This is a genomic window from Treponema zioleckii, assembly GCF_014737315.1.
Lineage (GTDB): Bacteria > Spirochaetota > Spirochaetia > Treponematales > Treponemataceae > Treponema_D > Treponema_D zioleckii.
In genome coordinates this window covers 20,012-42,764 of the sequence record NZ_JPUF01000037.1, presented here as the reverse complement: position 1 = coordinate 42,764, position 22,753 = coordinate 20,012, and the positions used below count along the sequence as shown (strand labels likewise).

The following is a 22,753-nucleotide window of genomic DNA, read 5'->3' as shown; positions in this document are numbered from 1 at the left end:
TCGAGGTGACAAAAAAAGGATTCCGAGACTCGTGGTGCAAAAAAAGGGGATTCCGAGTGCTCGCTAGTGCCAGTGCATCGCGAACTATTCCGTCATGCGAGAGAACTCGCCAGTCATGCTGAGCATACAGCTCTGTCATGTCGAGCGCAGTCGAGACATCTGCTTTTACCGGACGCAAACAGACTGGCGGAATCTACTGATTGTAGACCTACTCGACTTCGCTCGAGGTGACAAAAAAAGGATTCCGAGACTCGTGGTGACAAAAAAGGGAATTCCGAGTGCTCGCTAGTGCCTACCTTTAGCCGTGTTTCCTAAATTCGGAATGACGGTTAATTATTGTTCGTTGTACTAGCCTTTTGTTTTTCTGTGCAATTTTCCTTGTCTTTCAGAAATTTCCAAGTTATACTTTGTTATCGCAAAAAGTTTAAGATTTTTTACAGAAATCTTACAAAATCTCTATACATTTGCACGGGGGGGCAGAAAAAAAATTACCGTCTCCCCGTATACCGTGATCGGAGGTGCAATATGAAGCGACAGTGCTTTTTGCTCGGTTTAATTTTTTCTCTTTTCTTTTTTAATTCCTGTTCAGACATTGAAAAATCTTCTTCCTCCCTTGTTCTTACATTGCCTGGTAGCGCAAGAGCTGCACTTTCCTCTGGCGACATTGAGAAATTTGAAATTTCGCTTCTTGGCGAGGGAACGGGCTACAGCGAGAAAAAAACTGCAAAGCCGGGTGATTCTGTGGAGTTCAAAAGTCTTGAAGAAGATGTTTATGACCTGACCGTTTCGGGCTTTTTTGGCGAAACAAAAGTTGCTTATGGCGAAGCTCAGACAACTGTAAAGGACGGTGAGACGAGCGAAGTTTCGGTAAAACTGAAAGCTTTGTTTATACGATATTATGTTTCTTCAAGTGGAGATGACGAATCTGGCGATGGTACGGAAGAAAAACCTTTTGCCTCGCTGTTAAAGGCTACGGAGTTTATATCTGATGCTGAATTGTATTACGAAATTCACATTAGCGGAGAACTTAGCGGCACACAGTCGATTTCGGGAGAAATTTCTGCGAAGTCGATTACGCTTGAGGGAAACGACAACAGCACTTGCAAACTGAACGGCAACGAGGCGGGAACGACGCTAACGATTAATACGAGCGTTCCTGTTACAATCAAGAATCTTACAATTACTGGCGGAAAAAACGAAAGCGGTAATGGCGGTGGCATTTCGATTGGGGAAAGTGCAACCGTTACGCTCGCCGACGGTGCGGTTGTTGCAGGCAACAGTGCAAAACTTGGTGGCGGAGTATACAACGAAGGAACGTTATTTATGTACGATTCTGCTGCTATCGGTGATGCCAGTGCGACAGAAGCTGCAACAAGTGAAGAATATTCAAACTCTGCGACAAGCGGAGGAGCAGGACTTTACAATGCTGAAAATGCAAAAGCCTATCTTGGGTATTCAGATGAAAATACGGTAAAAACACTGACTGGAGGAAGTTGCTACAATTACGGCTGTGACGGTGCTGGCATTTATAACAAGGGAACAGTCAAAATGGCAAGCGGAAATGTCAGCTATAACGGTCATTCAGGTTTTGGCGTTGGTATATTAAATGATGAAAGTGGTGAATTTGAGCTTTCGGGGGGCAAAGTAAGCCACAATATATACTATGGAACAAATGGATATGGCGGTGGCTGCCGTAATCAAGCTACCTTCACTATGACCGGTGGCGAAATAAGCTATAATAGTGCAACCAAAGGTGCTGGTGTAAATGCAAGAATGGGAACATTCACTATGACCGGTGGCTCAATTAAAAACAACGAAGGCACAAGCGGAAAGAGCATTTATTATGAAGAGGGCACTGTAAGTGTTAGGGGTACCGACACAGGAACGACAGATGATGACATCATCTTGGTCAATTAAGCCATTTTCCACATTTTGAAGAGTCACCCCGAACTAGTTTCGGGGTCTCTTGCGTCCCATCAGCAACAATCCCGGCTACTTTACCGCAAAGCAACAGCATTGCATTGCCTCACCAGTTCAGCATGAGCATATAGTCTGTCATGTCGGGCATATAGTTCTGTCATGTCGAGCGCAGTCGAGACATCTGCTTTTACCGATGCAAACAGACTGGAGAAATCCACTGATTGTAGACCTCTCGACTTCGCTCGAGGTGACAAAAAGGGATTCCGAGACTAGTGGTGGCAAAAAGGGGGATTCCGAGGCTCGTGGTGATAAAAAAAAGGGAATTCCGAGACTAGTCCGGAATGACTTTTTTTCTTTCAGGATTATAGTCGAATTTTTATAAAACTTTTTATAGTCTTAAAAAGCGTCTTCGGCTATAATCCTCGCATGAAACAATCATCTTCAACAAATTCAATTACGAAAAAACTCAATGACAACCGAAACAAGTTTTTTCTTCTACAATTTTCACTTTTATTGATTCCACTAATTATTTTTATTGCATTTCATGTAATTGGAACGCATTACAGAATTCTTGATCTGGCAAAAAATAGCGGACTCTTTAAGAATTCCACAGTAAACGAATACATCAATAACCATTTTGAGCAAAACTTTTCGGAATCCGATAAAAACAGCTATGCAATAAAACTAGATTCATTGAATATTTTAGTTTCGAATCTTTCAACAAACGACAGCAGAGTGTTTGTAATCGACACAAACGCAAAACTTCTCGCAGGTTCGGATTTTCTAAAATCAACTTTTCAAGGCACAGAGAAAAATGCTGCCGCAATGAAGGCGCTTTCGGGAAACAGCGGAAACGTTGATTTGTCGATTGACGGAGAGAAATTTCTTGCCACGTGCTCACAGAACAATGCCACAGGCTGGGGAATCATTACGCTCAGACCGTACAAGCTTATAAGAAACGACATTTTTAGCGAAGCGACCGTGGCTTTGATTCTCGGAATCGTCTTAGCTCTAGGAGTCGCGGTCATGGCAACCTGGATTTTTGAAAACAAAACAAAAAGAATCATTGACTACACGATTCTAAAAAAACAGCTTGAACAGGGCCAAATCAATATTGACACTATTTCAAAACTCGATGACGAAGAATTGGAAAAATTAGTTGCCGCCGTGAATAAAATCCGAGATTCCAGAATCAATTGCCGAAAAGACACGGAACTTGACCAGATGACAGGTCTTTTGAACCGGGCTAGCATAGAAAAATTATGTCGCAGACAGCTGGCTGGCATTGGCGACAATGTTTTTTCTGCGCTCATGATTATAAATCTTGACTATTTTAAGGGCGTAAACGACAAATTAGGCTCACAGCTCGGAGATGCGGTTTTGCATGATTTTAGCGAAGTTTTAAAACGCTTGTTCAGACCGAGCGATGTTGTTGGCCGATTTGCCGGCGATGAATTCGTGGTATTTTTAGGCGGACTTCCAGGAGAAGAAATTGCGCTTCAAAAAGCAAAGCGTATTCTTGAAGCGGCTTCGAATGTTCTTATTGGTGTTGAACAAACCAAAATAAGTGCAAGCATCGGTATTGCGACAACTCCAAAGCACGGAAAAACTTACGAAGCGCTTTTTGACGTTGCGGCAAAATCAGTTTACAAAGTAAAACAAAACGGCAAAAACGGAATCAGCATTGGTGAAAACGAAATAATCCGATAAGTTTTCCCCCAGACAGTCCAAAAACTCGAAATTGCAATGTCACCCCGAATTTGTTTCGGGGGCTTGGCATCAAATGCAGTGTAAATACCGAAATAACTTCGGCATGACCGTATCCGCCATATACGGTGGTTTCGACAAGATCAACCACCGTAGCTTTGCAGTTTTTTGCCAAGCTCTCGATTTATCGGAGAGAGAATTTTTCGGAAAGGAACGTCTCCTTTCCGTCAACAAGAGCTCCAATGCAATAATCATAATATACTGTAGAAGAACTTCTTGGGATTGTTAAAAAAGTTTCGTTCACAACTCTGTAAAGATTAAGGTTGTAGGTCGTTGACGTAGAGGTGGAAGTGCCCGTTGTGGACGTTGAAGTGGACTCCGTAATTTTGTAAACCTTGTATGCTGACGCTCCGTCCACAGGATCCCAGGTAACAATATAGTTACCGTTTGTATACGTAACTTTCACATTCGTTACCATGTCATTCACATCTGCATGGCAAGAAACAAAAATTAATCCAAAAACAAAAAGCAAAGTTAAAAAAGCAAAAGCCCATTTTTTCATCGTAAAAACTCCTTTTTTAATGAACTTTACTGCTCGTTATACATACGAAGCGACGTAAATGCGATTCCGAACACAAGGCTTCGTTTTGGCTCAAGGTCAAGCAAATAGTCATAATTGTACTGACCATAAAGCGCAATAGAATCGCCAAGAGGAATATCAAGACCACCTGCAACACGCAAAACACAATAACTTGCAATATCGGCATAAGTGTCAAGTGAATTGTATCCGCCGATTGGCGAGAAAAATGCCACGCCAACACCTGCAAGGCCGTAAAGATTCATCGGATAATAGCCAAACAAACGCTTGTTAATGCCAAATCCCATAATCGAAGAAAGATACATTGGCCAGTTAGTAACCTTGTCAGTCATTTCAGAAGTCGGAAGACCGCCAACAAGCTGCCAATAATAGAACACATACGGAGTGATAGCCGCACGAATATCGCATTCAATGGTCGGCATACCGTCAAGGCTCGCTCCTCCACCGATTCTAAATCCACCGGCTCCGCCACCGCCGGTCTGCTGGTCATAAGGATAAAGCCGTTTGTATTTTGCTTCGGCTTTTGCAATTCGTTTCTGCTCGGCTTCAAAAGCCTTTTGCTCTTCAAGAGCTGCCCGCTCTTCGGCAAGACGCTGCTGCTCGGCGAGTCGCTGATTTTTTAGCTCAGTTTTTGCAGCAGCTTTTTCTTCAGCCTTGCGCTGCTCTTCAAGCTCCTTGTCAGAAGGAATTCTTTCGGCAATAACCATAAGAGGCGCGCTGATGTCATATTTTGGCGAAGTCTCAAAATTTCTTGACCTTATTGAAGGAGTCTGTGAGAACATCTGCTTGTTCTTGATTGTATTAGAAACTCGCAGAGACGAAAAATTGAATTTGTAAGTCGAAACTGCATTCGCAACAGGCTCAACAGTATAATCAAGTTCACAAGTTATAATCGGCTCTCCGCGGTTGAACAAACTCGTATACGAATCAACGTTATCGGCATACGTCGTGTAAGCTTTGTCGTCTTTTGGAGAAGGAATTGAAAGCCCCGTCAGCTCAGTATATTTGATTTTAAAAGATTCCTGAGTAAGAAGAATTCCGTCGGAATAAAAATACGCATACGCAAGCCATGAGCCAGAAATTCCGTCGTAAGAACCAACCGAAATTTTGATTTCATCACTAAGCGAAGAAGCTGTATGTTTTGTTTTTAGAAGTTCCAGATTGTTTCGAATTTCAACTTTTAAGTTTGTGTCGTGAGTCGCAGTCGCATTCCGAAGATTCTCGATTTCTTTTTCTGTGTCCGCATTGATTTTTGCAAGCTCACTTTCAAGCTGATTTGCGCGTTCAAGTTTTGCCTGAGAAGTAGGATTTCCAGCAACATCAAGTTCTACAGCTCTGTACGGAGCGTTCTCGATTTCGGCACGCTTTTCTTGATAACGGGCATTCGCGGCACTGTTTATTTCTGCGGCACGTTCGCTTATACTTTCGCGAATTTCAAGCAAAGCCTTCTTTTTGCTTTCAATGATTTTAATCTGATTGATGATTGATTCATGCTCAAGCCGTTTGCTACGAACTTCGGCAGCCTTTTTGGACGCTTTTTCCGCAAGTTCATTTCGCTTTTTTATCGACGCGGCACTTCGCTCCTGCTCGTCACGTGCGTCCTGTGCGCGTTTTTGAGCCTCTTCCTTCAGTCGTTCGCTTTCTTTTTGCGCAGCCGCAAGTTTTTCTTGATAGAGCGCGCGCTGTGCCTCCAATGAAGAAAGCTGAACACCAGCATCAGAATCCGTGGAAACGGTCATAAGTTTGATTTCTTTGTCGTATTCAGAAAGAAGTTCGGTAAAAGCATCCGCCTCTTTTTGATTCAATGCAATCTGCTCATCAACGCCAAGATCCCGCTCGCCGTTTTTCAGAACAAATCTTTGGGAACTTGAAAGCGGAATGTCGAATTTGTCGCAAAGTTTTAAGGTCACTTCGTCAATAGCACTGTCCGCACCGGAATACAAGCTGTCAACATTTTTTCTAGGCTCTGCCAAACAAGGGAAGATATTTTCGCCGGTCGTCAAATCGGTAAACGAAACTGAAATTTGATATTTGCTTCCGTTTCGGCGAACAGTGGTAAATGCACAATACTGAGCGTTAATTTGCTTTCCCATTTCGATTGCGGTGTCTTGGTCGTAAGCCGCAGATTCAGATTTTCGTTGCAATTCTCGCATCGTTTTTTCGTTCGAAGAATTGACGATTACAAAATCTGCGTAAAGTCGAAGATTTGATTCAAGTTTGTCTTTTACAGAATTCGGAAGCCAGGATTTTTCCTCATCACGAAGGTTTTCTGAATCAACAAAAACGAGTACGCGACTTTTCCGATAGTCTTCCGAAAAAGCATTCCAAAATAATAGCAACGATAAAACAAAAAGCACAAACTTTTTCATGTTTAAAAACTCCAATATCTTTAATTATAACTCTTTTTAATTTGAATTCAAAGAATCTGTAAAGGGTTTGTAAATTTGTTTTAGAAACGGTGGGGCAAAAATGTAATGCAGAAACTGTGAAATTCTTCTATAATTTTACAAATCTTTTTGGGGGTTTTTATGGAACAATACAAGAAAGAATTCATTGATTTTATGGTTGAATGTGAAGTTCTTAAATTCGGTTCATTCACGCTCAAAAGCGGTCGGCAGTCGCCTTTTTTTATGAACGCGGGAGCTTACGTTACGGGAAGTCAGCTTTTTAGGCTCGGAAAATTCTATGCGCAGGCAATTCACGACAACTTTGGCGATGATTTTGACGTTTTCTTCGGGCCGGCTTACAAAGGAATTCCGCTGGCGGTCGTAACGGCTGTGGCCTACTCAGAACTTTACGGCAAAGAGGTAAAATATTGCAGCGACCGCAAAGAGGCCAAAGACCACGGTGCTGATAAAGGCGGACTTTTGGGTTACAACATCAAGGACGGAGACCGAGTTGTAATTATTGAAGACGTAACGACTTCTGGAAAATCAATCGAAGAAACTTACCCAAAAATCAAGGCGCAGGAAACTGTTCCGGGCGGAATTAAAATTGTGGGCGAAATTGTATCGCTTAACCGCATGGAAAAAGCACCGGACACGAACAAAGCCGCTCTCGACGTGATTTCTGAGAAATACGGTTTTCCGGCAAAAGCGATTGTTTCAATGAGCGACGTAATCGACGCGCTTTACACGAACGGTGACAAAAAAATTATCACCGACGAAATAAAGACGCAAATCGATGCGTACTACAAACAATACGGCGCAAAGTAATAAAACCGTTCAAAAAAAACGCTCATTTCGGCCGACCGAAGAAAGTGGAGAAATCTACCATATTGTAGACATCTCGACTTCGCTCGATGTGACATAAAAAAAAGGGATTCCGAGGCTCGCCGTGCATTGCTTGGCCAACTATTCCGTCATGCGAGAGAAGTCCCCAATCATGTCAAGCACAAGCTTTGTCATGTCGAGCGCAATGCTTTGTCATATCAAGCGCAAGCTTTGTCATGCTGAGCGCAATGCTCTGTCATGTCGAGCGCAGTCGAGACATCTAAAAACGAGGAAGAAAGAAAATGAACGATTACTATGTGTATATTCTTGCCTGTGATTCCAATTCGACGGTTTATATAGGAGTGACAAATGATTTAAAACGGAGAATTGCAGAACATAAGTCAGGGCAAATAGAAGGATTTACAAAAAACTATCACGTTCATAAACTTGTTTACTTTGAAAATTGCCATGATATAAACGCTGCAATTTTGCGTGAAAAGCAGTTGAAAAAATGGAGTCGTAAAAAGAAAAATACTTTAATAGAGAGTCAGAACCCACTATGGAAAGACCTGTCAGAAAATGAGTAGACATCTCGACTTCGCTCGATGTGACATAAAAGGGATTCCGAGGCTCGCCGTGCCAGTGCTTGGAGAAGTATTCCGTTATGCGAGAGAAGTCGCCAATCATGTCGAGCGCAAAGCTCTGTCATGTCAAGCGCAAGCTTTGTCATGTCGAGCGCAAAGCTCTGTCATGTCAAGCGCAAGCTTTGTCATGCTGAGCGCAAGCTTTGTCATGCTGAGCGTAATGCTCTGTCATGTCGAGCATAGTCGAGACATCTGCTTTTACCGCTGCAAACGGGCTGGAGAAATCTATCACATTGTAGACATCTCGACTTCGCTCGAGGTGACAAAAAAGGGATTCCGAGGCTCGCCAGTGCCAGTGCTTGGCCAAGTATTCCGTTATGCGAGAGAAGTCGCCAATCGTGTTAAGCGCAAGGCTCTGTCATGTCAAGCGCAAAGCTCTTTTGAGAATTAATAATTGTAACGGTGCATTGTGTCCTGTTCGAGTTTTAAAATCATGCGAGGACTTGGCCTAAACACTTTTTCGTACACGTAATGCTGCACTTGCGAATTCAAATGCTCGCACAGAGTATTGTAGTAAAAATCCGCATCGTTTTCAGAGTAGGCGTGCTGAAGGTCGTCTATAAACTCTGCGATTGTGGATTTTTCTGCGTAATCGTTTGAGCGGCGATATTCGTCTTTGCCCTGGCGAGTAATTTTTTTGGTTCCAAAATTCTGCCCAGCAATCTGCACGTTTTCCGACGAAACATGAAGTTTTTTCCAGTCACCGTAAAAAAAATATTCGGGCACATTTTTGATATTAAAAAATTTTCTTCCAAGGTCGGTGAGCGAAGAAAGTCCGCGTTCAACAAAATTCTGCGAGCCAACGTTCGGGAAAAGCCGCAAAACGGCATCGTCAAAAACGAGCGCCTGAATGTCGTCATCAACGCCAAGACTGCCAAAATCCCACTCCCGCTGATTAAAAACAAGAATAAATGCGTTATCAAAATCGTGTCCATCGTTCATTTTTTTCATTCTCTCAAGAACTTCTCCGTCGGTAAGCTCCTTGAATTTTGGAATGTTAAAATACACGAACATCAGATTTCCGCGTTCGTGTGGCTGAGAAAGGCTGTCATCGATTTTTGAAGCCGTGTCCACATAAAAATGCGAAAGCGAAAGCCTGTTCCGAAGCAGATTGTAAAAATACCTGTTTCTGTCCGCGTCGGATTTTAGGCTTATGAGCGGACGCGAAGCAATAAAAATCTCGCCGCTGTTCAAATCATTTTCGTAACGTTTTTTGTCCGCAGCAGAAAGATTGAATTTTTTTGCATTCTGCAAGAACCAGTTTTCAAGATACTGATTCAGGGCCAGATTCACGTACTGGGCCTTTTTGATTTTTTCATTCAGCAAAGAGGCAATTTTGATGGCATTTTCGCGAACTTCATTTTCGGCAAAATTGTTGCTAGAAACTTCCAGCTGAAAAATCAGTTTTGTAATGTCGTTAAGTTCTTCGTCGTCGGTCAGAGGAATTTCTTTTTCTTCCCCGCTCCGCCCCAGATTTTTTAAACACGCAAAAGCGTTCAAAAGTTTTTCGTCATAACTCAAAGAAGATACGAGAAACGGTGCGCCATCTGCAAGTTCACTTTTTAGGGCAGCCAGATTGTTTTTTATAAGATTGTCGGTTTTGAGGCGAACGATATTTCTGTCATCATTCTTCCGCAAACTTTCCGCCAATTCAAAAAATCCTTCGATGTAACGATGATATTCCGCGGAGTTTTCAACTTCGCGCCCGTCGATTTTTCGGAGCGAAGAGGCAAAATAGACCATTGACGGCGAGATTGAATCCAAAAGTGTCTGCTCGTTTTCGTAAACAGCGTCAACGTAATAAATCCGCCCCTCGTTCAAAACGAAGAACGTTCTAAAACTGTCGCTGGCATAGCTTAAAATTTCACTTTCGCGCGGGTAAAGCGGGTCAAAATAACGGTAAATTTCAACGCGGTCTTTGCCTTCGTTGTCGTTTTTCGTGTTCGTCTCAAAAACATTTTTGTAAAAATCGTCGAACTTGCCTTTAAAAGTGCAGCCCGTGTCGCCGATTCTGATTTTCCAGCCTTGATTCGCGGTGTCTTCAAGCACAAGCGCGTCGCGGTTAAAAATATCTTCGCGCATTTTTACGGAGCGCATCCTGTTTTTTTCAAGATAATCGCCAGCAATTTCAAGCTGCAAAGGCAAATACGAAAGCGAAACGGTTGATTTGTAATTTTCAGAACTAAGTGCCGACTCGGTGCCGGTAAGATTTTTTACAGTGACTTCCGCATTTTTTCGTGCGTTTTCTAGAATTCCAAGCTCAACCGCATAATCCTTTGATTTTTGCTCGTAGGCAATGTTCACCGGACGAATGCAGTCGTTGTAAAACTGAGAGTTTTTGGCCTCGGCTCCCTTTCGAATGACAAGCGTGTTGATTTTGTCGCTGGAAAAAATTTCCACTGGTGGCAAAATGACTTTTGTTTCAACTTCGTCGCGGGAATCTGCATTTTTTTCATCAGAATTTTCGTTTTTTTCAATTTTTTCGTATCTGATTTTTGAAAAATCAACTCCGGCCTTAACTTCGTAAGTGGCAACTTCAAGATAGCGGCCGTCCTTTCCGTCCATGATGTTTATAAAATCTAGCTGTTGCTTTGCCGTAACCAGCTTCATGGAATCCTGAATTTTTGTAATCGAAGTATAAGTTTTAAAAGTTTTCTGCTGAAAATCCCGCACGATTGGAAGTTTTCCAAAAACGTTGCTAAAAAGTTCGGGATTTAAGATTTTCATCGAAAAAGAAATTCCCAAAAGCACAAAAACAAGACTCAAAGCCAAAAAAGAAAGTTTTTTCATTTGAATACCCCGGACTATCTAAAAATCCACTTCCACAGTCTGCCAGTCGGAAGTGCTCCGCACAATTTCAGTAAGGCGTGCAAGAAACGACTGATAGATTTCAAGTTCGCTCAGATTGGAATTTTGTTCCCCGCCAAGAATCTGAGCGCAAAACTCTGCCTGAAGTTCTTTTTTTACCGCATCAACGATTTCTGCCTGACTCATATCAGGCTTTATCAGATCTTTTTTTACGCCAAAAAAATCAATTTTTTCGCTTTCAAACGCAGCAACTTTCTGAACGTCCTTTTCTTCAATGCGAACATTTACCGAAAAAGGCGTTTTTGAAGAAGCCTGTGAAGGCTCGTATTTTAGGCGAAGAATTTTGTTTTCGTAGTCAGAATCTTCCTCGTTAATCGAAAGTTTTTCCATTCCGTCAAACGAAACTTCCGCAGTTCCCGAAATGTGATAAACCTGCAATTCATCCGCGTAAGCCGAAAGCGCACTGTCCGCATCATTTTGCTCAGTTCCGTGCACGATGAATTTTTTAAATTCGATTGTCTGAATAATGAGACTCTGAGTTTTTAAAGAATCTAGGTCAAAACTTTTAAAATTATTTTTTTGAAGAAAATATTTTGCCGTGTTCCATAAAAGAAAAACCGTGAAGATTGCAAGCAGCCCAAACACAACCGAAAAACAAACTTTAAAAAAACGGAAAGTTTTTTCTTCGTCGGTTCGGGGGCATTTGGCGCACCACCTTTTTTAGGCTCTTGTGGCTCCGCAGGCAAGTCAACTTCTAATGTTTCTGGTATTTTTTCTGGTAAATCAGGTAATTCAACGCTCATTTTAGTAAACTCCATAGCCTTCAAGCCGTTTTAAAATCGCAGGATTTGCGTTCCGTGCCGCGACGATTTGAGCGGCATTTCTGCCGTCATTTGAAAGTGCGTTCACATTCGCGCCGTACATTCTTAAAAGTGCCATCACTCTGTAATCAGGATTAAAAACAGCCGCGTACAAAAAAGCCGTCCAGCCGTTTTTGTCGCGTTTTTCGAGGGCATAATCATCTTCCGAAACCAGTTTTGGAAGGAACGCATTCATTTCGTCAAAATTTCCGTATTGCGCAAAATACATCAAAAGAGTCACTTTGTCGCCCGGCTGAATATTTTTTGCTTCAAACTGGCTGGAATTCAAAATCAACGTAACAATCTGATGATTTTGATTTTCCAGCGCATAAAAAAGTGAATTTTTGCCGTTCGATTCGCCATTTTCTGCCGAAGACAAGCGCGCACCGTGATTCAAGAGGAACTCAAAAATCTGCGTGTCGTTTTGCTTTGCGGCGAGCAAAAGAGCCGTGTTTCCGTCATCAAATCCGCCCCGAACCTTCGCGTCAATTCCGTAACCTGAACGCAGAAGTTTTTCAAGAACTTTTATTTTGTTTTCAAAAACCACGTTTTCTGACCTGTTTTGAGTCACATAAATTACAGGCGGAAGCGAAGCGAACTGATTTTTGCTCACAACATTAAAAAAATACTCTGACCTTTGAGATTTTTTTTCTTCGCTTAAAAAACTTTCGAGCATGGAATCATGCCCCAAAAGTTCATTGTCAATCGCAGCAAAAATCGCGTTGCCCAAAGGAATTTTTTTTGAATAAAGATATTTTATGATGTTTGAAAGATTTTTCTTAAAAATCACTTCCTTTGCAGAACGGCCGTCCGCTCCCAAAAGCTCAAGATTCGCGCCATAGCCAATCAACTTTGAAGCAGTGTTTTCATCGCCGCGCAGGAGCAATTCCAGAATCGGAGTCGCTCCGTTTTTAAGACATTTTTTGTTCAGACCCGCGTCCGAAAGTTTTTCTTTTTTTAAGAGAAGAATATCCAAAACGCGCTGACGATTTTTTTCAAAATCCACAGGATTCAAAAAATCAACTTGCCGCAAAGCAGCATAAACAATCGGTCCAAGTTCAATATTCGTTTCGGGCAAAGCTTTTGCAAACATGCCAAAATTCTCGCTAGCTTCCGAATCAGAAAGAAATTTTTCAAGGTATAAAGTCTCGCCTTTTTCAAGAGCCGCATCTATAAGCGTAAAAATTGACGAACCGATTTTTATTTTATTTTCGCAAAAATACTCAAGGATTTTCTCGCGGTGATTTTTTACGGCAACGTCAAAACTGTTAAGCCCTGCCGTGTCGGTAAGATGCCAGTCCACGAGAGAATTTTTTAAGATTTCAAGTGCCTTTTCCTCGTCTCCGAATTTTACCGCAAGCGAAAGAATCGACGTAAAAGACGATGAAGTTCGCTCTGCAAAATCAAGATTTTCGATTTTTGAAAAATCGCACGAACCGGAAAGCAAATACATCAGCTCAATTTTGTCGGCAGAATTCCGCAAATTGCCTGTTATGTAATCAAAAGCCGACTTTTTGTCGCCGTCAAGTTTGTGGGCATCCCCGCCGTGCTCCTTGAACTGCGTGAACATGTCGGAAGAAAATTTTTGGGAATATCGAGCCACATAATGAAAAGCCGTCAGTAACCAAAATTTATCACCATCTTTTTTGAGCCGGCACTCTTTGTTAACGTCCGCCCCGTGATTCAAAAAATATGTGATTTTTTCGGTCAGATTGTTCAAAGTATTGCTTTTCATGCACAAAATCAAAAGCGGAGTCGCCTTTTCGCCGCCAAAAGTCGCGGAAGAATTGATGTCGGCATTTTTTTCGACGAGTTTTTTTATGTTTTCCCAGTCCACAAAAGCTGTTTTCTCGTTTGCAAAATTCAGAGAATAGCACAAAAACAAAAGCGCGCTTCCAGTAAACTTTCCGTTTCGGGTCAGTTCCAATTCCTCATCGATTTTTTTGACTTTTTCCAAAACGAGAGAAACAAAATCTTCGTCGCGGGAGAGCATTGCGCACAAAAGCGGAGAAATTTTCTCGCCGCCAAAATAAAACGGACTGTCAACATCCGCGCCGCGTTCAATCAGTTTTTTGATTACCAAAAGATTTTTTTTGTCGTAATTCGCGCACAAAAATTGCAACGGAGTAACATTTCCGCCCTTCAACGGAATTACAGAATCCACGGTGCAGCCATTTTTGAGCATCAAAAGCAAAATATCGTTGAATTCAGGATTCTTTAGGCTGCACAAATATGCAAACGGGGTCGTCCGAGCCTGCATTTTCCAGAGTGCGTTCGTGTGCGGGAAAAATCCGCTCACATCTTTTCTGGTCGTCTTTGCGTAAATGTATTTTATAAGTTCCGAATCTTTAGTGGCACAAGCCAAATGCAGTGGAGTCGCATCGTAAAAGCCAAAATTCTTGTTCGTGTAAATTTCGTTGCAAACAGCAGGATAATTTTCGGCAAGCATTTTTACAATCGAAAAATCGGGAGTGCCTTCCAAAGCCGTAAAAAACAACGGCTTTCCCGAAAAAGCGTCTTTTGCGCTAGGGTCGGCCCCTGCGGCAAGCATTTTTTGCACGAGAGAACTGTTTTTTTCGATGATTGCATAAAAAAGAGGCACGTGCTCGTTTTTGTCGGTAGAGTTAATCGCCGTCCGGAGTTCATTTTGAAGGAGAGTTTTCTTTTCGCCCTTTGCCTTTTGAATATTTTTTAAAGTTTTGTCGAGCAAGGCGTCGTACTCAGAAACAATTCCATGTCCAGTTTTTAAATATCCTGAACCAATCTTCTGAAAATCCTTTGTCAAATCGCAGAAAGCCTCGCCAGCCGCAAACAAAAAAACAAGTATCGCAAAGAGTTTTTTCACGATTTTCCTCCAATTGAGCATCTCTCCAGCAACTTTGCAAAACCGACTAAAAAATCGGGTGATCGTCCGCGCATTCCAGCTCTGCAGCACATAGAAATAATTTTTTGACGCAGAAGAACGCCGATACACGCAATTGGACCCCAGATATATTCAAAATATTTGTCATGCTAACTTGATTCAGCATCTGTAGTTATAGATTTCGAATCAAGTTCGGAATAACAACCAATAATCATCTGCGTTCAATCTGCGACAATCTTTGTTTATCTGCGTTAAAAATCTGAAAATTGATTCCGACCGACCGACGTTTTAAACATTTACAAAAGCTTCGCGAATTTCTTTTCAAGGTCTTTTATGAGTTTGTACTCAAACGAGTCCACGAGAGCAATGTAACTTGCTTCCATAACGTCGCTCGAAACGCCCATCGTCGTCCACTTGTCAGCACCGTCGCTTGATTCAATCAAAACACGAACTTTGCTTGCAGTCGCGCTCTTTCCGTCAAGAACACGAACTTTGTAGTCTGTAAGATGAATCTGCGAAACCACAGGATATGCAGTTTCCAACGCTTTTCGGAGCGCAATGTCCATCGCGTTTACAGGACCGTCGCCCTCACCTGCCGAAACGACTGCCTTTCCGTCAACGTCAATTTTCATCTGGCAGAACGCGCACTGGCCGTCAGCAAAGCGCGGAAATTCGCCGCTCGTCTTGTAGTAATGAAGATTAAAGAACGGCTGATATTTTCCAATCGTCTTTCGAACAAGAATCTCAAAACTCGCGTCCGCACCCTCGAACTGATAGCCTTCGTGCTCCAAGTCCTTAACGCGCTTAACAATTTCCTGGACAATCGGGCTTGATTTATTTATCGTCTTGTCGAATTTCTGGACTTTTTCAATAATCATGCTGCGCCCCGCAACTTCGCTCATAAGGAATACGCGCTCGTTGCCGACAGTCTCCGGAGTGATGTGCTCGTAGGCAAAAGGATTTTTTATGACCGCATCAATGTGCATCCCGGCCTTGTGAGCAAATGCGCTCGAACCAACATAAGGCATTCCCGTATCAAGCGCAATGTTCGTAATTTCTGCAACGCGCTTACAAATCGGGGTAAGGTTCTTCATGTTTTCCTCTGGAATACAAGAGCAACCCATTTTTAACTGCAAGTCCGCAATAATCGTAGAAAGATTGGCGTTTCCTGTACGTTCTCCAAAGCCCAGAAGAACGCCCTGAACGTGCGTCGCACCAGCCTCAACCGCCAAAAGAGAATTTGCCACCGCAAGTCCCGCGTCATTGTGCGTGTGGATTCCAACCTGAGTTTTGTCGCCGAATTTTTCAAAAACAGTTTTAGTGGCATTAAAACACTGCATCGGCATTGCGCCGCCCTTAGTCTCGCACAAGCAAAGGCAGTCCGCCCCGCCCTCAACGGCAGCTCCAAGCGACTTTAAAGCGTAATCTTCATTTTCTGAAAATCCAGTAAAAAAGTGTTCTGCATCAAAAATGACTTTTTTTCCTTTGCCCTTCAAATAGGCAACTGTGTCACGAATCATCTCAAGATTTTCTTCGAGTGTCGCGTGCAAAATGTCAGTCACCTGGAAATCCCAAGTTTTTCCAAAAATACAAACGTATTCGGTATCGGCCGAAAGAAGACTCTGAAGATTCGCATCCTCGGCGCAGGAAAGATCTTTTCGACGGGTAGAACCAAAAGCGACAAGCTTAGAGCAAGTGAGCGAAAGTTTTTTAGCTTCAACAAAAAATTCCATGTCTTTCGGATTCGAACCGGGATTTCCGGCCTCAATAAAAGAAACTCCAAGTTCATCGAGAGCCTTTACAATATTGAGTTTGTCTTGAACCGAATAGCTGATGCCTTCGCCCTGCGACCCGTCACGTAAAGTCGAATCAAAAATGTCAATTTTTTTCATAATCACACCTTTTTAAGGAAGGCTCTAAAAAAATCAGTTTTTGAGCCCTGTTTGAAAATCAGTCCGCAATGTATCTGGCCCGACTAGAATCGGTCTCAAAAACATCAATCGCATACAAAAAAGCCCCGCCGTCATCGCGTTTTTTTAAATCAGGCAGAATCTCAATAATTCCGTTGTAAATATAAAGTGCAATCCGCTCCGCGCTCGGATTTTGGTCAAACTCCGCAACATCGTTCAGATTTGTGTGGTCAAGCCGACCACAAACAGCGCGCAAAGCTTTTTTTAACTCAGAAAAGTCCAGCAACATTCCGCCAGAATCAAGTCCGGATCCTCGCACATGCGCATAAACCCTATAATTGTGCCCGTGCAAGTTCTCACACTTTCCGTGATAATCCCGCAAAAAATGGGCTGCCGCAAAATCAGTATCAACACGAACTTCAAACATACGGGAAAAAATATATCATTTTTATTTAGTAAAGTCACTTGTTGCGGAAAACTGTTTTTCGGTCATTCTGAACTTGGTTCGGAATCCCAATATTTTCTGTCATTCCGAATTTATTTCTGAATCTCCAAATTCAGATGCTGATGACAGGCTTTGCAGAGACACAAAAAAAGGCCACGGATTAGTTCAGAAATCATTTAAGGGAACCTCAAAAAACATCCAAATTTTAAGTTTTTCGAGATGCCCTTAATTTTTCAAACAAATCTGCGCCCATCTGAGTTTGTCTGCGTTAAAAATCTAAAAACTCAGTTTTCGAGTTTTAATTAAATGCTTCAAGTTTTTCTGCAGCATCTTCCCACTTGGCGTTGAGTTCTTCCAATTTTTGGGTAAGCTCGTCGATTTTTTTCTGCACGGCTTTTGCCTTCTCACCGTTCGAATAAACTTCTGGATTCGCCATCTGGTTTTCAACTTCGGATTTTTCATCCTCAATTTGCAAAATTTCTTCTTCGATTGAGTTTACGAGTTTTTCAGCCTTGCGTTTTTCTGCCTCAAATTTTTTCTGCTCTTCCCAAGAACGCTTTGTGGCAGAAATCGGTTCAGAATCAGATTTTTCAGCATTTTTTGCCGCCGGCTTCGCTTTTTTCTCGGAATCAAGAATGCCGCCTTCCGGAACAAGACCGTTTTTTTCGTCCTCAAGACGTTGCATGTAATAAGCGTAATCGCCAGGAAAGATTCTGAATTTGCCGGGTTTTAGTTCCAGAACGCGGGTTGAAAGCCCTTCAATAAATCCTCGGTCGTGACTTACGAAAATTACTGTTCCGCCAAAATCCTTCAGCGCTTCCATAAGAACGTCTTTTGAATGCATGTCCAAATGGTTCGTAGGTTCGTCGAGAATCAAAAGATTTACCGGCCTCAAAAGAAGCTTTAAAAGTGCCACGCGGGATTTTTCACCGCCCGAAAGAACGTCTATCGGCTTAAAAACGTCGTCGCCGCGGAAAAGGAAAGCTCCGAGCATGTCACGAACTTTTGGAATCAGTTCCATAGGAGCTTCGTTTTCGATTGTTTCAAGAATCGTCGCGCTGCCTTTGAGAGATTCCGCGTTATCTTGCGAAAAGTATCCGATAGAAACGCCAGAACCAAGTTTGACGCTGCCTTCAAAATTACTGTCAACACCCGCAATGATTCGTAGGAGAGTTGACTTTCCAGCACCGTTATGTCCCGCAACTACGAGACGATCGCCATTTTCCAGAACAAGATTCAGATTGTCGATAACTTTTCTTTCGCCGTCGTAAGACTTCGTAATTCCGTCAAGAGTCGCAACGAGCCGACCGGAATGCGGAGCCGCAGGGAATTTAAAATGAATTTTTTTTAAGCTCTCAGGAATCTCTATTTTGTTTTCAAGGATTTTATCCAGCATTTTCTGCCGTTCCTGAGCCTGGGCCGCCTTCGTAGCCTTTACGCCAAAACGGTTTATAAATTCCTCAAGATGCTGAATCTCGGCCTGCTGTTTTTCGTACTCGTGAATCAAAGTCTCAAGTTCCACTTCGCGAACTTTCTCGTAATGCGAAAAATTCCCCGCGTAACGGTGCAAGTCGCCGCCAAAAAGCTCATAAACCTCGTTTATCGTGTGGTCCAAAAAATATCGGTCATGGCTTACCAGCAAAAATCCGCCTTTGTAATTGTTCAAAAATGTTTCAAGCCATTCGCGAGCTTCAATATCCAAATAGTTCGTAGGCTCGTCCATCAACAGAATGTCGGGATTGACCATAAGATTTTTTGCAAGCGCAATGCGCATCTGCCAGCCGCCCGAAAATTCCTCACATTTTCTGTCCAAATCCTCACGGGTAAAGCCCAAGCCCAAAAGAACCTGTTCTGCAGCCACGCTACGACGGTTCCAGCCAGATTCCTCAAGTTCATTCAGAATCTGCTCATGCCGTTCCAAGAGCGCATTTTGATTTCCTTCGCCGGACTTTAGCTGATCGCCAATCTTATCAAGTTCTTCCTGCAATTTGTAACCAAACTCAAATGCCTTATCAGCCTCTTCCCGGAGCGTGCAACCATGATGAGTAAGCCCGCTCTGAGGAAGATATGCGATTCGTGCGTCTTTTTGAGCGATTCGCTTTCCGTCGTCTGGCTGAACAAGACCTGCCATAACCTTGATGAGCGTAGATTTTCCAGCACCGTTTGCACCAGTCAGCGCCGCCTTAGTTCCTGTCTGCAAGTTGACGGAAACATTTTTAAGAATATCGCGGTCCCCAAATGCCAACGAAACCTGTGAGAATTGTACAAATGCCATATATTTTCCTTATGGGAACCTCTAAAACTTCAGTTTTTTAGAGGTAACTTTGAAAATGAATTATCGAGTCTGTTTCAAAAGTGTCATTCCGAATTTAGGGAGCAACGGCTACAAGCCGGCACAATGCACTAGAGGAACATTGAGAGCGATTCTACGAGCAACTATGTTGCAAAGAGCCAGAATCTCTGTATACGTCGATGCTGAATCAAGTTCAGCATGACAATACTTTTGCCCCATGACAAAAATGAATTTTTAAACCGGCTCTATCGGGTAAAGTTCATCTCGTAAGAGCTAACGCCCTTCATTTTTACAACATTATCTTCAATTTGAGATTGAGCATATTCAAGACGAATTCCTTCACCAGTTTTCTTGTAATAGAAATTAACAGGGCTGCCACCATAAAAATTGAACGTTACAATGGCCGCAAACTGAGCCTGCAAGCTTGGGTTAAGAAGATACTTAATCGAAACCGTTCCGTTTCCAGAAAGTCCTTCGTCAATCGGATTAGGAACGAGAATGTCATAATCAGACCAAGAAAAATTGTTGCCATTAAACGAAAGAGTTCCGTAGCTTGCGCTACTGTACGGGCCAGAACCTGTAAGACCATTCAAAATCGAAGCACGACGGTTCTTTTCACCGCTGATAACCGACTCAATATCATCCGTAAGGGAAGCCATTTCACAAGACTGAGTGATTCCGCTGTTGTCAGAGAACTGAGCGGACAGAGTGCTGTCATCTTTCAAGAAAATCTGAAGATTAGTTCCCTCGAACATGAATCGGTTTCGGGAAACTTTCATAAATCCAGTGTAAGTCCACTCACGTTTTCTAACTTCCTGCTCTTCAATGTCATAGAATGCAACCGCAACTTTGCTGTTTTCTTTATCAAGATTGAATCCATAAGATTTATCCATGCGGGCAAGATCGATCGTATGATTTTTTACCATTTCTGCATAATAAGAAGGATACCATTTTTTTGAAGCAAGCAATTCAAGAACATCATCTTCGTTCTGCGGAGCCTCACCTTCAACAACAAAAACAGGGTTTTCGGCAGTCGAGCCGTCAAACAAATCAAGATTATAAGAGAAACACCAACCAGAAGTTCCGTCTTTCGTAAGAACTTTATACCAATCGCCTTCAATTCCGCTCACAGCCGCACCCTCGCCTTTGTAAAGCACGCGGATTACCTCGCGGTCACGAAGTCGGTAAAGCTGTTTGGAAGTGTTTACAGGCTCACTTCGAATCGGAAGTCCCGCAATTTTTACAGATGCGAATTTGTGCGCACATTCCACATACTGCTGCGCCTTTTTTTTAGCCTGTCTAAGGCTCACTGGTTCCGTAATTTGCCAAAGCGGAATATCAAAAAAATCTTCATTGCTCGTTGAATCAAGCTTTTGGACAGTATAAGTTTTTGTAATATTTGAACGGATAATAACTCTTAAAATATCACCGTCAACAATTCCATGTTCATCGCTAGACCAAAGCACAACGCTGTAGCCCAAATCCTTGTTTCCACAGCCAGAAAAAATTCCGGCCGTCAAAAAAATTGAAAATAGACAAATAATAAATTTCTTCAAAATAGACATAATGATAAATTATACTGATTCCCTATTTAAAAGTGAACAAAGGGAAACGAAACAAGCGTTTTTTTTGCAAAAATTGAGCTTTACAGTGCATTTAATGCAGTGAACGTGACCAAAAAATTCAACCTACCAAAAAACAAGAGAATTTAACAAAAAAAGGCAAAAATTTAATATAGAATGATCAAATTTTTGTTTAACTTACAATTTTCCTTTTTTTTATTTTTATTTTCTTCACTTTAGCACAAAATTTGAATGGTTAAACTCCAAAATATGCTTTATTCTTTAATAAGGACTCTAAATTTCTTTTAATTTCGAGTAAACTTTTTAATGCAGCTGTAAAACTTATGAACGAAGATTATATTGAGACAAACTCAATCGACTTGAGTTTTGAAATAGATTCACTAATTCTCGCCGCCCTAGAATCCACGCTGGAAAAAAGTGTTGGCGAGATTGTCGAAAAATTTAAAATCGAAAACATCTCGATTGAAAAAATAAAATCAAATTTGATTACAAGTGCCTTCGAACGGCTTGAAGACGATTGCTACCTAACAACCGGCAGCAACGGAAAAATTTATCTTGCAGGCACGTGGCTCATGGTCGATGTGAATATCGACAACAAATTCCTGCCGATTTATTTTCATTTTGACGCAAGATTCGACCGAGACCAAGTAATCATGCACCCGGAAATGTCTGGAATTGAGCTCCGCAAAAAACTCTGGGCAAGCCGCAACGAAGAAATTCCGTCCTACGGACTTCCAAAATACAGCCGGCTCCAAGACCCTCTCCGCGTAAAATACAGGATGTTTGCCCCGTACAAGCAAAACAAAACAGTGGCAAAGCCCGTAACGCCTGAAAAAAACTCCGCGCCGTCCCAGACGCACAAATTCTTGAATGATTTACTCCACGAACTTGATGATTTTGAAAACGCAACAGAACTTGAGGAACTCGAAGAAATCGAAGAACTTGAGGAAATTGAAGAACTGGAAGAACTTGAAGACGTTGAAAAATCCGCCGCAAATGCTCAGGCACAGGAAAAAAACGCCGGAAAAAACCTGCAAAGGCTTCAAGGAATCAGCGACATCCACAAACTCGCTCTCGAACAGCTTGTAGACAAAATGTTGGAACCTTAACGACCGTAAATACTTTCTATTTCTTTGGAGTAAACGCCTTTCCGCTCGTAGATTACAACTGGCTTTTCGATTTTTAAGTCTGCTTTCGCAAATTTTCGTGCTTCAATCAAAACCATTGAAGGCTCGCTGTCCGAAAACGACTGCACAAAACGCATTCGTTTAGGCTCCATTTTTTCTGCAAAACACGCCCGAAAGATTTCAGAAAGTCTCTCCGGCCGATGAATCATAAAAAGACTTCCCCCGCTTTTTAATAAACAAGCCGCAGCCCAAACAACGTCATTCACCGAACAAAAAATTTCATGCCGAGCAATATTTTTAGCCTCATTCGGATTCAAGCGGCTGTCAGCACGCATATACGGCGGATTTACGGTAACAACGTCATATTGCGCACCCGCAAAAAGCTCACGTACATTTTTCAAATCTCCTTGCAAAACATTAATTCTGTCTTCAAGATGATTCAATTCAACACTCTTTTTAGCCATACGAATCGAATCTTCCTGAAGTTCTAAGGCAGTAAAATTGCAATGATTTTTTGCGCTCATAAGAATCGGCACAATCGCGTTCCCGGTGCACAAATCCATCACAGAATCATTCGGATGCACGCGGGCAAATGATGAAAGCAAAACTGCATCAATTCCAAAGCAGAATTTTTCTTTATCCTGAACGATTTTGTATCCAGGAATATGTAGATTTTCAATTTGTTCCATAAAAGATTAAAAAAATACGGTGGTCACAAATTTTGACACAGATTAACACAGATGAACAGTGATAAGACACAGATAAAACAAAAATACGACCCAC

Annotated in this window: 16 protein-coding genes; 5 read left to right on the top strand and 11 right to left on the bottom strand. The window is 42.1% G+C overall.

The annotated features are described in order from the left end of the window. The first annotated feature begins 525 nt into the window (after positions 1-525). Positions 526-1,917, top strand: a complete 1,392-nt coding sequence (locus JI65_RS10605) for a hypothetical protein (protein WP_191016242.1) — start codon at positions 526-528, stop codon at positions 1,915-1,917. A gap of 429 nt (positions 1,918-2,346) precedes the next feature. Next, on the top strand, positions 2,347-3,630 hold the full coding sequence (locus JI65_RS10600; protein ID WP_191016239.1) for a diguanylate cyclase: 1,284 nt from the start codon (positions 2,347-2,349) through the stop codon (positions 3,628-3,630). A 181-nt stretch (positions 3,631-3,811) separates the two neighbouring features. Here JI65_RS10600 and JI65_RS10595 read toward each other — a convergent pair whose 3' ends face one another. Both JI65_RS10595 and JI65_RS10590 read right to left on the bottom strand, forming a co-directional pair. After that, on the bottom strand, positions 3,812-4,189 hold the full coding sequence (locus JI65_RS10595) for a hypothetical protein (protein ID WP_191016237.1): 378 nt from the start codon (positions 4,187-4,189) through the stop codon (positions 3,812-3,814). A 26-nt stretch (positions 4,190-4,215) separates the two neighbouring features. Continuing rightward, on the bottom strand, positions 4,216-6,594 hold the full coding sequence (locus JI65_RS10590; RefSeq protein WP_191016234.1) for a hypothetical protein: 2,379 nt from the start codon (positions 6,592-6,594) through the stop codon (positions 4,216-4,218). A 159-nt stretch (positions 6,595-6,753) separates the two neighbouring features. Between JI65_RS10590 and pyrE the strand changes: the two genes are divergently transcribed. Then, positions 6,754-7,440, top strand: a complete 687-nt coding sequence (gene pyrE, locus JI65_RS10585; protein WP_191016231.1) for an orotate phosphoribosyltransferase — start codon at positions 6,754-6,756, stop codon at positions 7,438-7,440. A 299-nt stretch (positions 7,441-7,739) separates the two neighbouring features. Next, on the top strand, positions 7,740-8,024 hold the full coding sequence (locus JI65_RS10580; protein WP_191016228.1) for a GIY-YIG nuclease family protein: 285 nt from the start codon (positions 7,740-7,742) through the stop codon (positions 8,022-8,024). Between the two features lie 444 nt (positions 8,025-8,468). Here JI65_RS10580 and JI65_RS10575 read toward each other — a convergent pair whose 3' ends face one another. From JI65_RS10575 to JI65_RS10540, 8 genes are all read right to left on the bottom strand, one after another. Further along, complete coding sequence (locus tag JI65_RS10575) at positions 8,469-10,871, bottom strand: DUF4230 domain-containing protein (protein ID WP_191016226.1); 2,403 nt, start codon at positions 10,869-10,871, stop codon at positions 8,469-8,471. An 18-nt stretch (positions 10,872-10,889) separates the two neighbouring features. Beyond that, complete coding sequence (locus JI65_RS10570) at positions 10,890-11,384, bottom strand: hypothetical protein (protein WP_191016223.1); 495 nt, start codon at positions 11,382-11,384, stop codon at positions 10,890-10,892. Between the two features lie 56 nt (positions 11,385-11,440). Further along, a complete protein-coding gene (locus tag JI65_RS10565) occupies positions 11,441-11,692 on the bottom strand; it encodes a hypothetical protein (RefSeq protein ID WP_191016220.1) in 252 nt (83 codons plus the stop codon). A gap of 1 nt (position 11,693) precedes the next feature. Next, on the bottom strand, positions 11,694-14,594 hold the full coding sequence (locus JI65_RS10560) for an ankyrin repeat domain-containing protein (RefSeq protein ID WP_191016218.1): 2,901 nt from the start codon (positions 14,592-14,594) through the stop codon (positions 11,694-11,696). 314 nt (positions 14,595-14,908) lie between these two features. Beyond that, entirely contained in the window at positions 14,909-16,504 is a 1,596-nt protein-coding gene (gene cimA, locus JI65_RS10555; protein ID WP_191016215.1) for a citramalate synthase, read from the bottom strand. Positions 16,505-16,562: 58 nt separating this feature from the next. Further along, positions 16,563-16,949: a 6-carboxytetrahydropterin synthase QueD gene (queD, locus tag JI65_RS10550; protein ID WP_191016213.1), complete on the bottom strand. Its 387-nt coding sequence runs from the start codon at positions 16,947-16,949 to the stop codon at positions 16,563-16,565. Positions 16,950-17,265: 316 nt separating this feature from the next. After that, positions 17,266-19,242 (bottom strand): ABC-F family ATP-binding cassette domain-containing protein, encoded by a 1,977-nt coding sequence (locus JI65_RS10545; protein ID WP_191016210.1) that lies wholly within the window; start codon positions 19,240-19,242, stop codon positions 17,266-17,268. 263 nt (positions 19,243-19,505) lie between these two features. Next, positions 19,506-20,825: an SH3 domain-containing protein gene (locus JI65_RS10540; RefSeq protein ID WP_191016207.1), complete on the bottom strand. Its 1,320-nt coding sequence runs from the start codon at positions 20,823-20,825 to the stop codon at positions 19,506-19,508. Between the two features lie 341 nt (positions 20,826-21,166). Between JI65_RS10540 and JI65_RS10535 the strand changes: the two genes are divergently transcribed. Beyond that, positions 21,167-21,952 (top strand): hypothetical protein, encoded by a 786-nt coding sequence (locus JI65_RS10535; RefSeq protein ID WP_191016204.1) that lies wholly within the window; start codon positions 21,167-21,169, stop codon positions 21,950-21,952. On the opposite strand, the gene JI65_RS10530 is transcribed toward JI65_RS10535, so the two are convergent. Beyond that, a complete protein-coding gene (locus JI65_RS10530; RefSeq protein WP_191016202.1) occupies positions 21,949-22,659 on the bottom strand; it encodes a tRNA1(Val) (adenine(37)-N6)-methyltransferase in 711 nt (236 codons plus the stop codon). The two genes, JI65_RS10535 and JI65_RS10530, sit on opposite strands and share 4 nt — an antisense overlap. Between the last annotated feature and the right edge of the window lie 94 nt (positions 22,660-22,753).

Bases quoted from the DNA above. Each gene is read 5' to 3' on its own strand.
- JI65_RS10535 (WP_191016204.1), top strand. From the start codon at position 21,167: ATGAACGAAGATTATATTGAGACAAACTCAATCGACTTGAGTTTTGAA.
- JI65_RS10580 (WP_191016228.1), top strand. From the start codon at position 7,740: ATGAACGATTACTATGTGTATATTCTTGCCTGTGATTCCAATTCGACG.
- JI65_RS10530 (WP_191016202.1), bottom strand. From the start codon at position 22,659: ATGGAACAAATTGAAAATCTACATATTCCTGGATACAAAATCGTTCAG.
- cimA (WP_191016215.1), bottom strand. From the start codon at position 16,504: ATGAAAAAAATTGACATTTTTGATTCGACTTTACGTGACGGGTCGCAG.
- JI65_RS10545 (WP_191016210.1), bottom strand. From the start codon at position 19,242: ATGGCATTTGTACAATTCTCACAGGTTTCGTTGGCATTTGGGGACCGC.
- JI65_RS10595 (WP_191016237.1), bottom strand. From the start codon at position 4,189: ATGAAAAAATGGGCTTTTGCTTTTTTAACTTTGCTTTTTGTTTTTGGA.
- JI65_RS10575 (WP_191016226.1), bottom strand. From the start codon at position 10,871: ATGAAAAAACTTTCTTTTTTGGCTTTGAGTCTTGTTTTTGTGCTTTTG.
- JI65_RS10600 (WP_191016239.1), top strand. From the start codon at position 2,347: ATGAAACAATCATCTTCAACAAATTCAATTACGAAAAAACTCAATGAC.
- JI65_RS10605 (WP_191016242.1), top strand. From the start codon at position 526: ATGAAGCGACAGTGCTTTTTGCTCGGTTTAATTTTTTCTCTTTTCTTT.
- pyrE (WP_191016231.1), top strand. From the start codon at position 6,754: ATGGAACAATACAAGAAAGAATTCATTGATTTTATGGTTGAATGTGAA.
- JI65_RS10540 (WP_191016207.1), bottom strand. From the start codon at position 20,825: ATGTCTATTTTGAAGAAATTTATTATTTGTCTATTTTCAATTTTTTTG.
- JI65_RS10590 (WP_191016234.1), bottom strand. From the start codon at position 6,594: ATGAAAAAGTTTGTGCTTTTTGTTTTATCGTTGCTATTATTTTGGAAT.
- queD (WP_191016213.1), bottom strand. From the start codon at position 16,949: ATGTTTGAAGTTCGTGTTGATACTGATTTTGCGGCAGCCCATTTTTTG.
- JI65_RS10565 (WP_191016220.1), bottom strand. From the start codon at position 11,692: ATGAGCGTTGAATTACCTGATTTACCAGAAAAAATACCAGAAACATTA.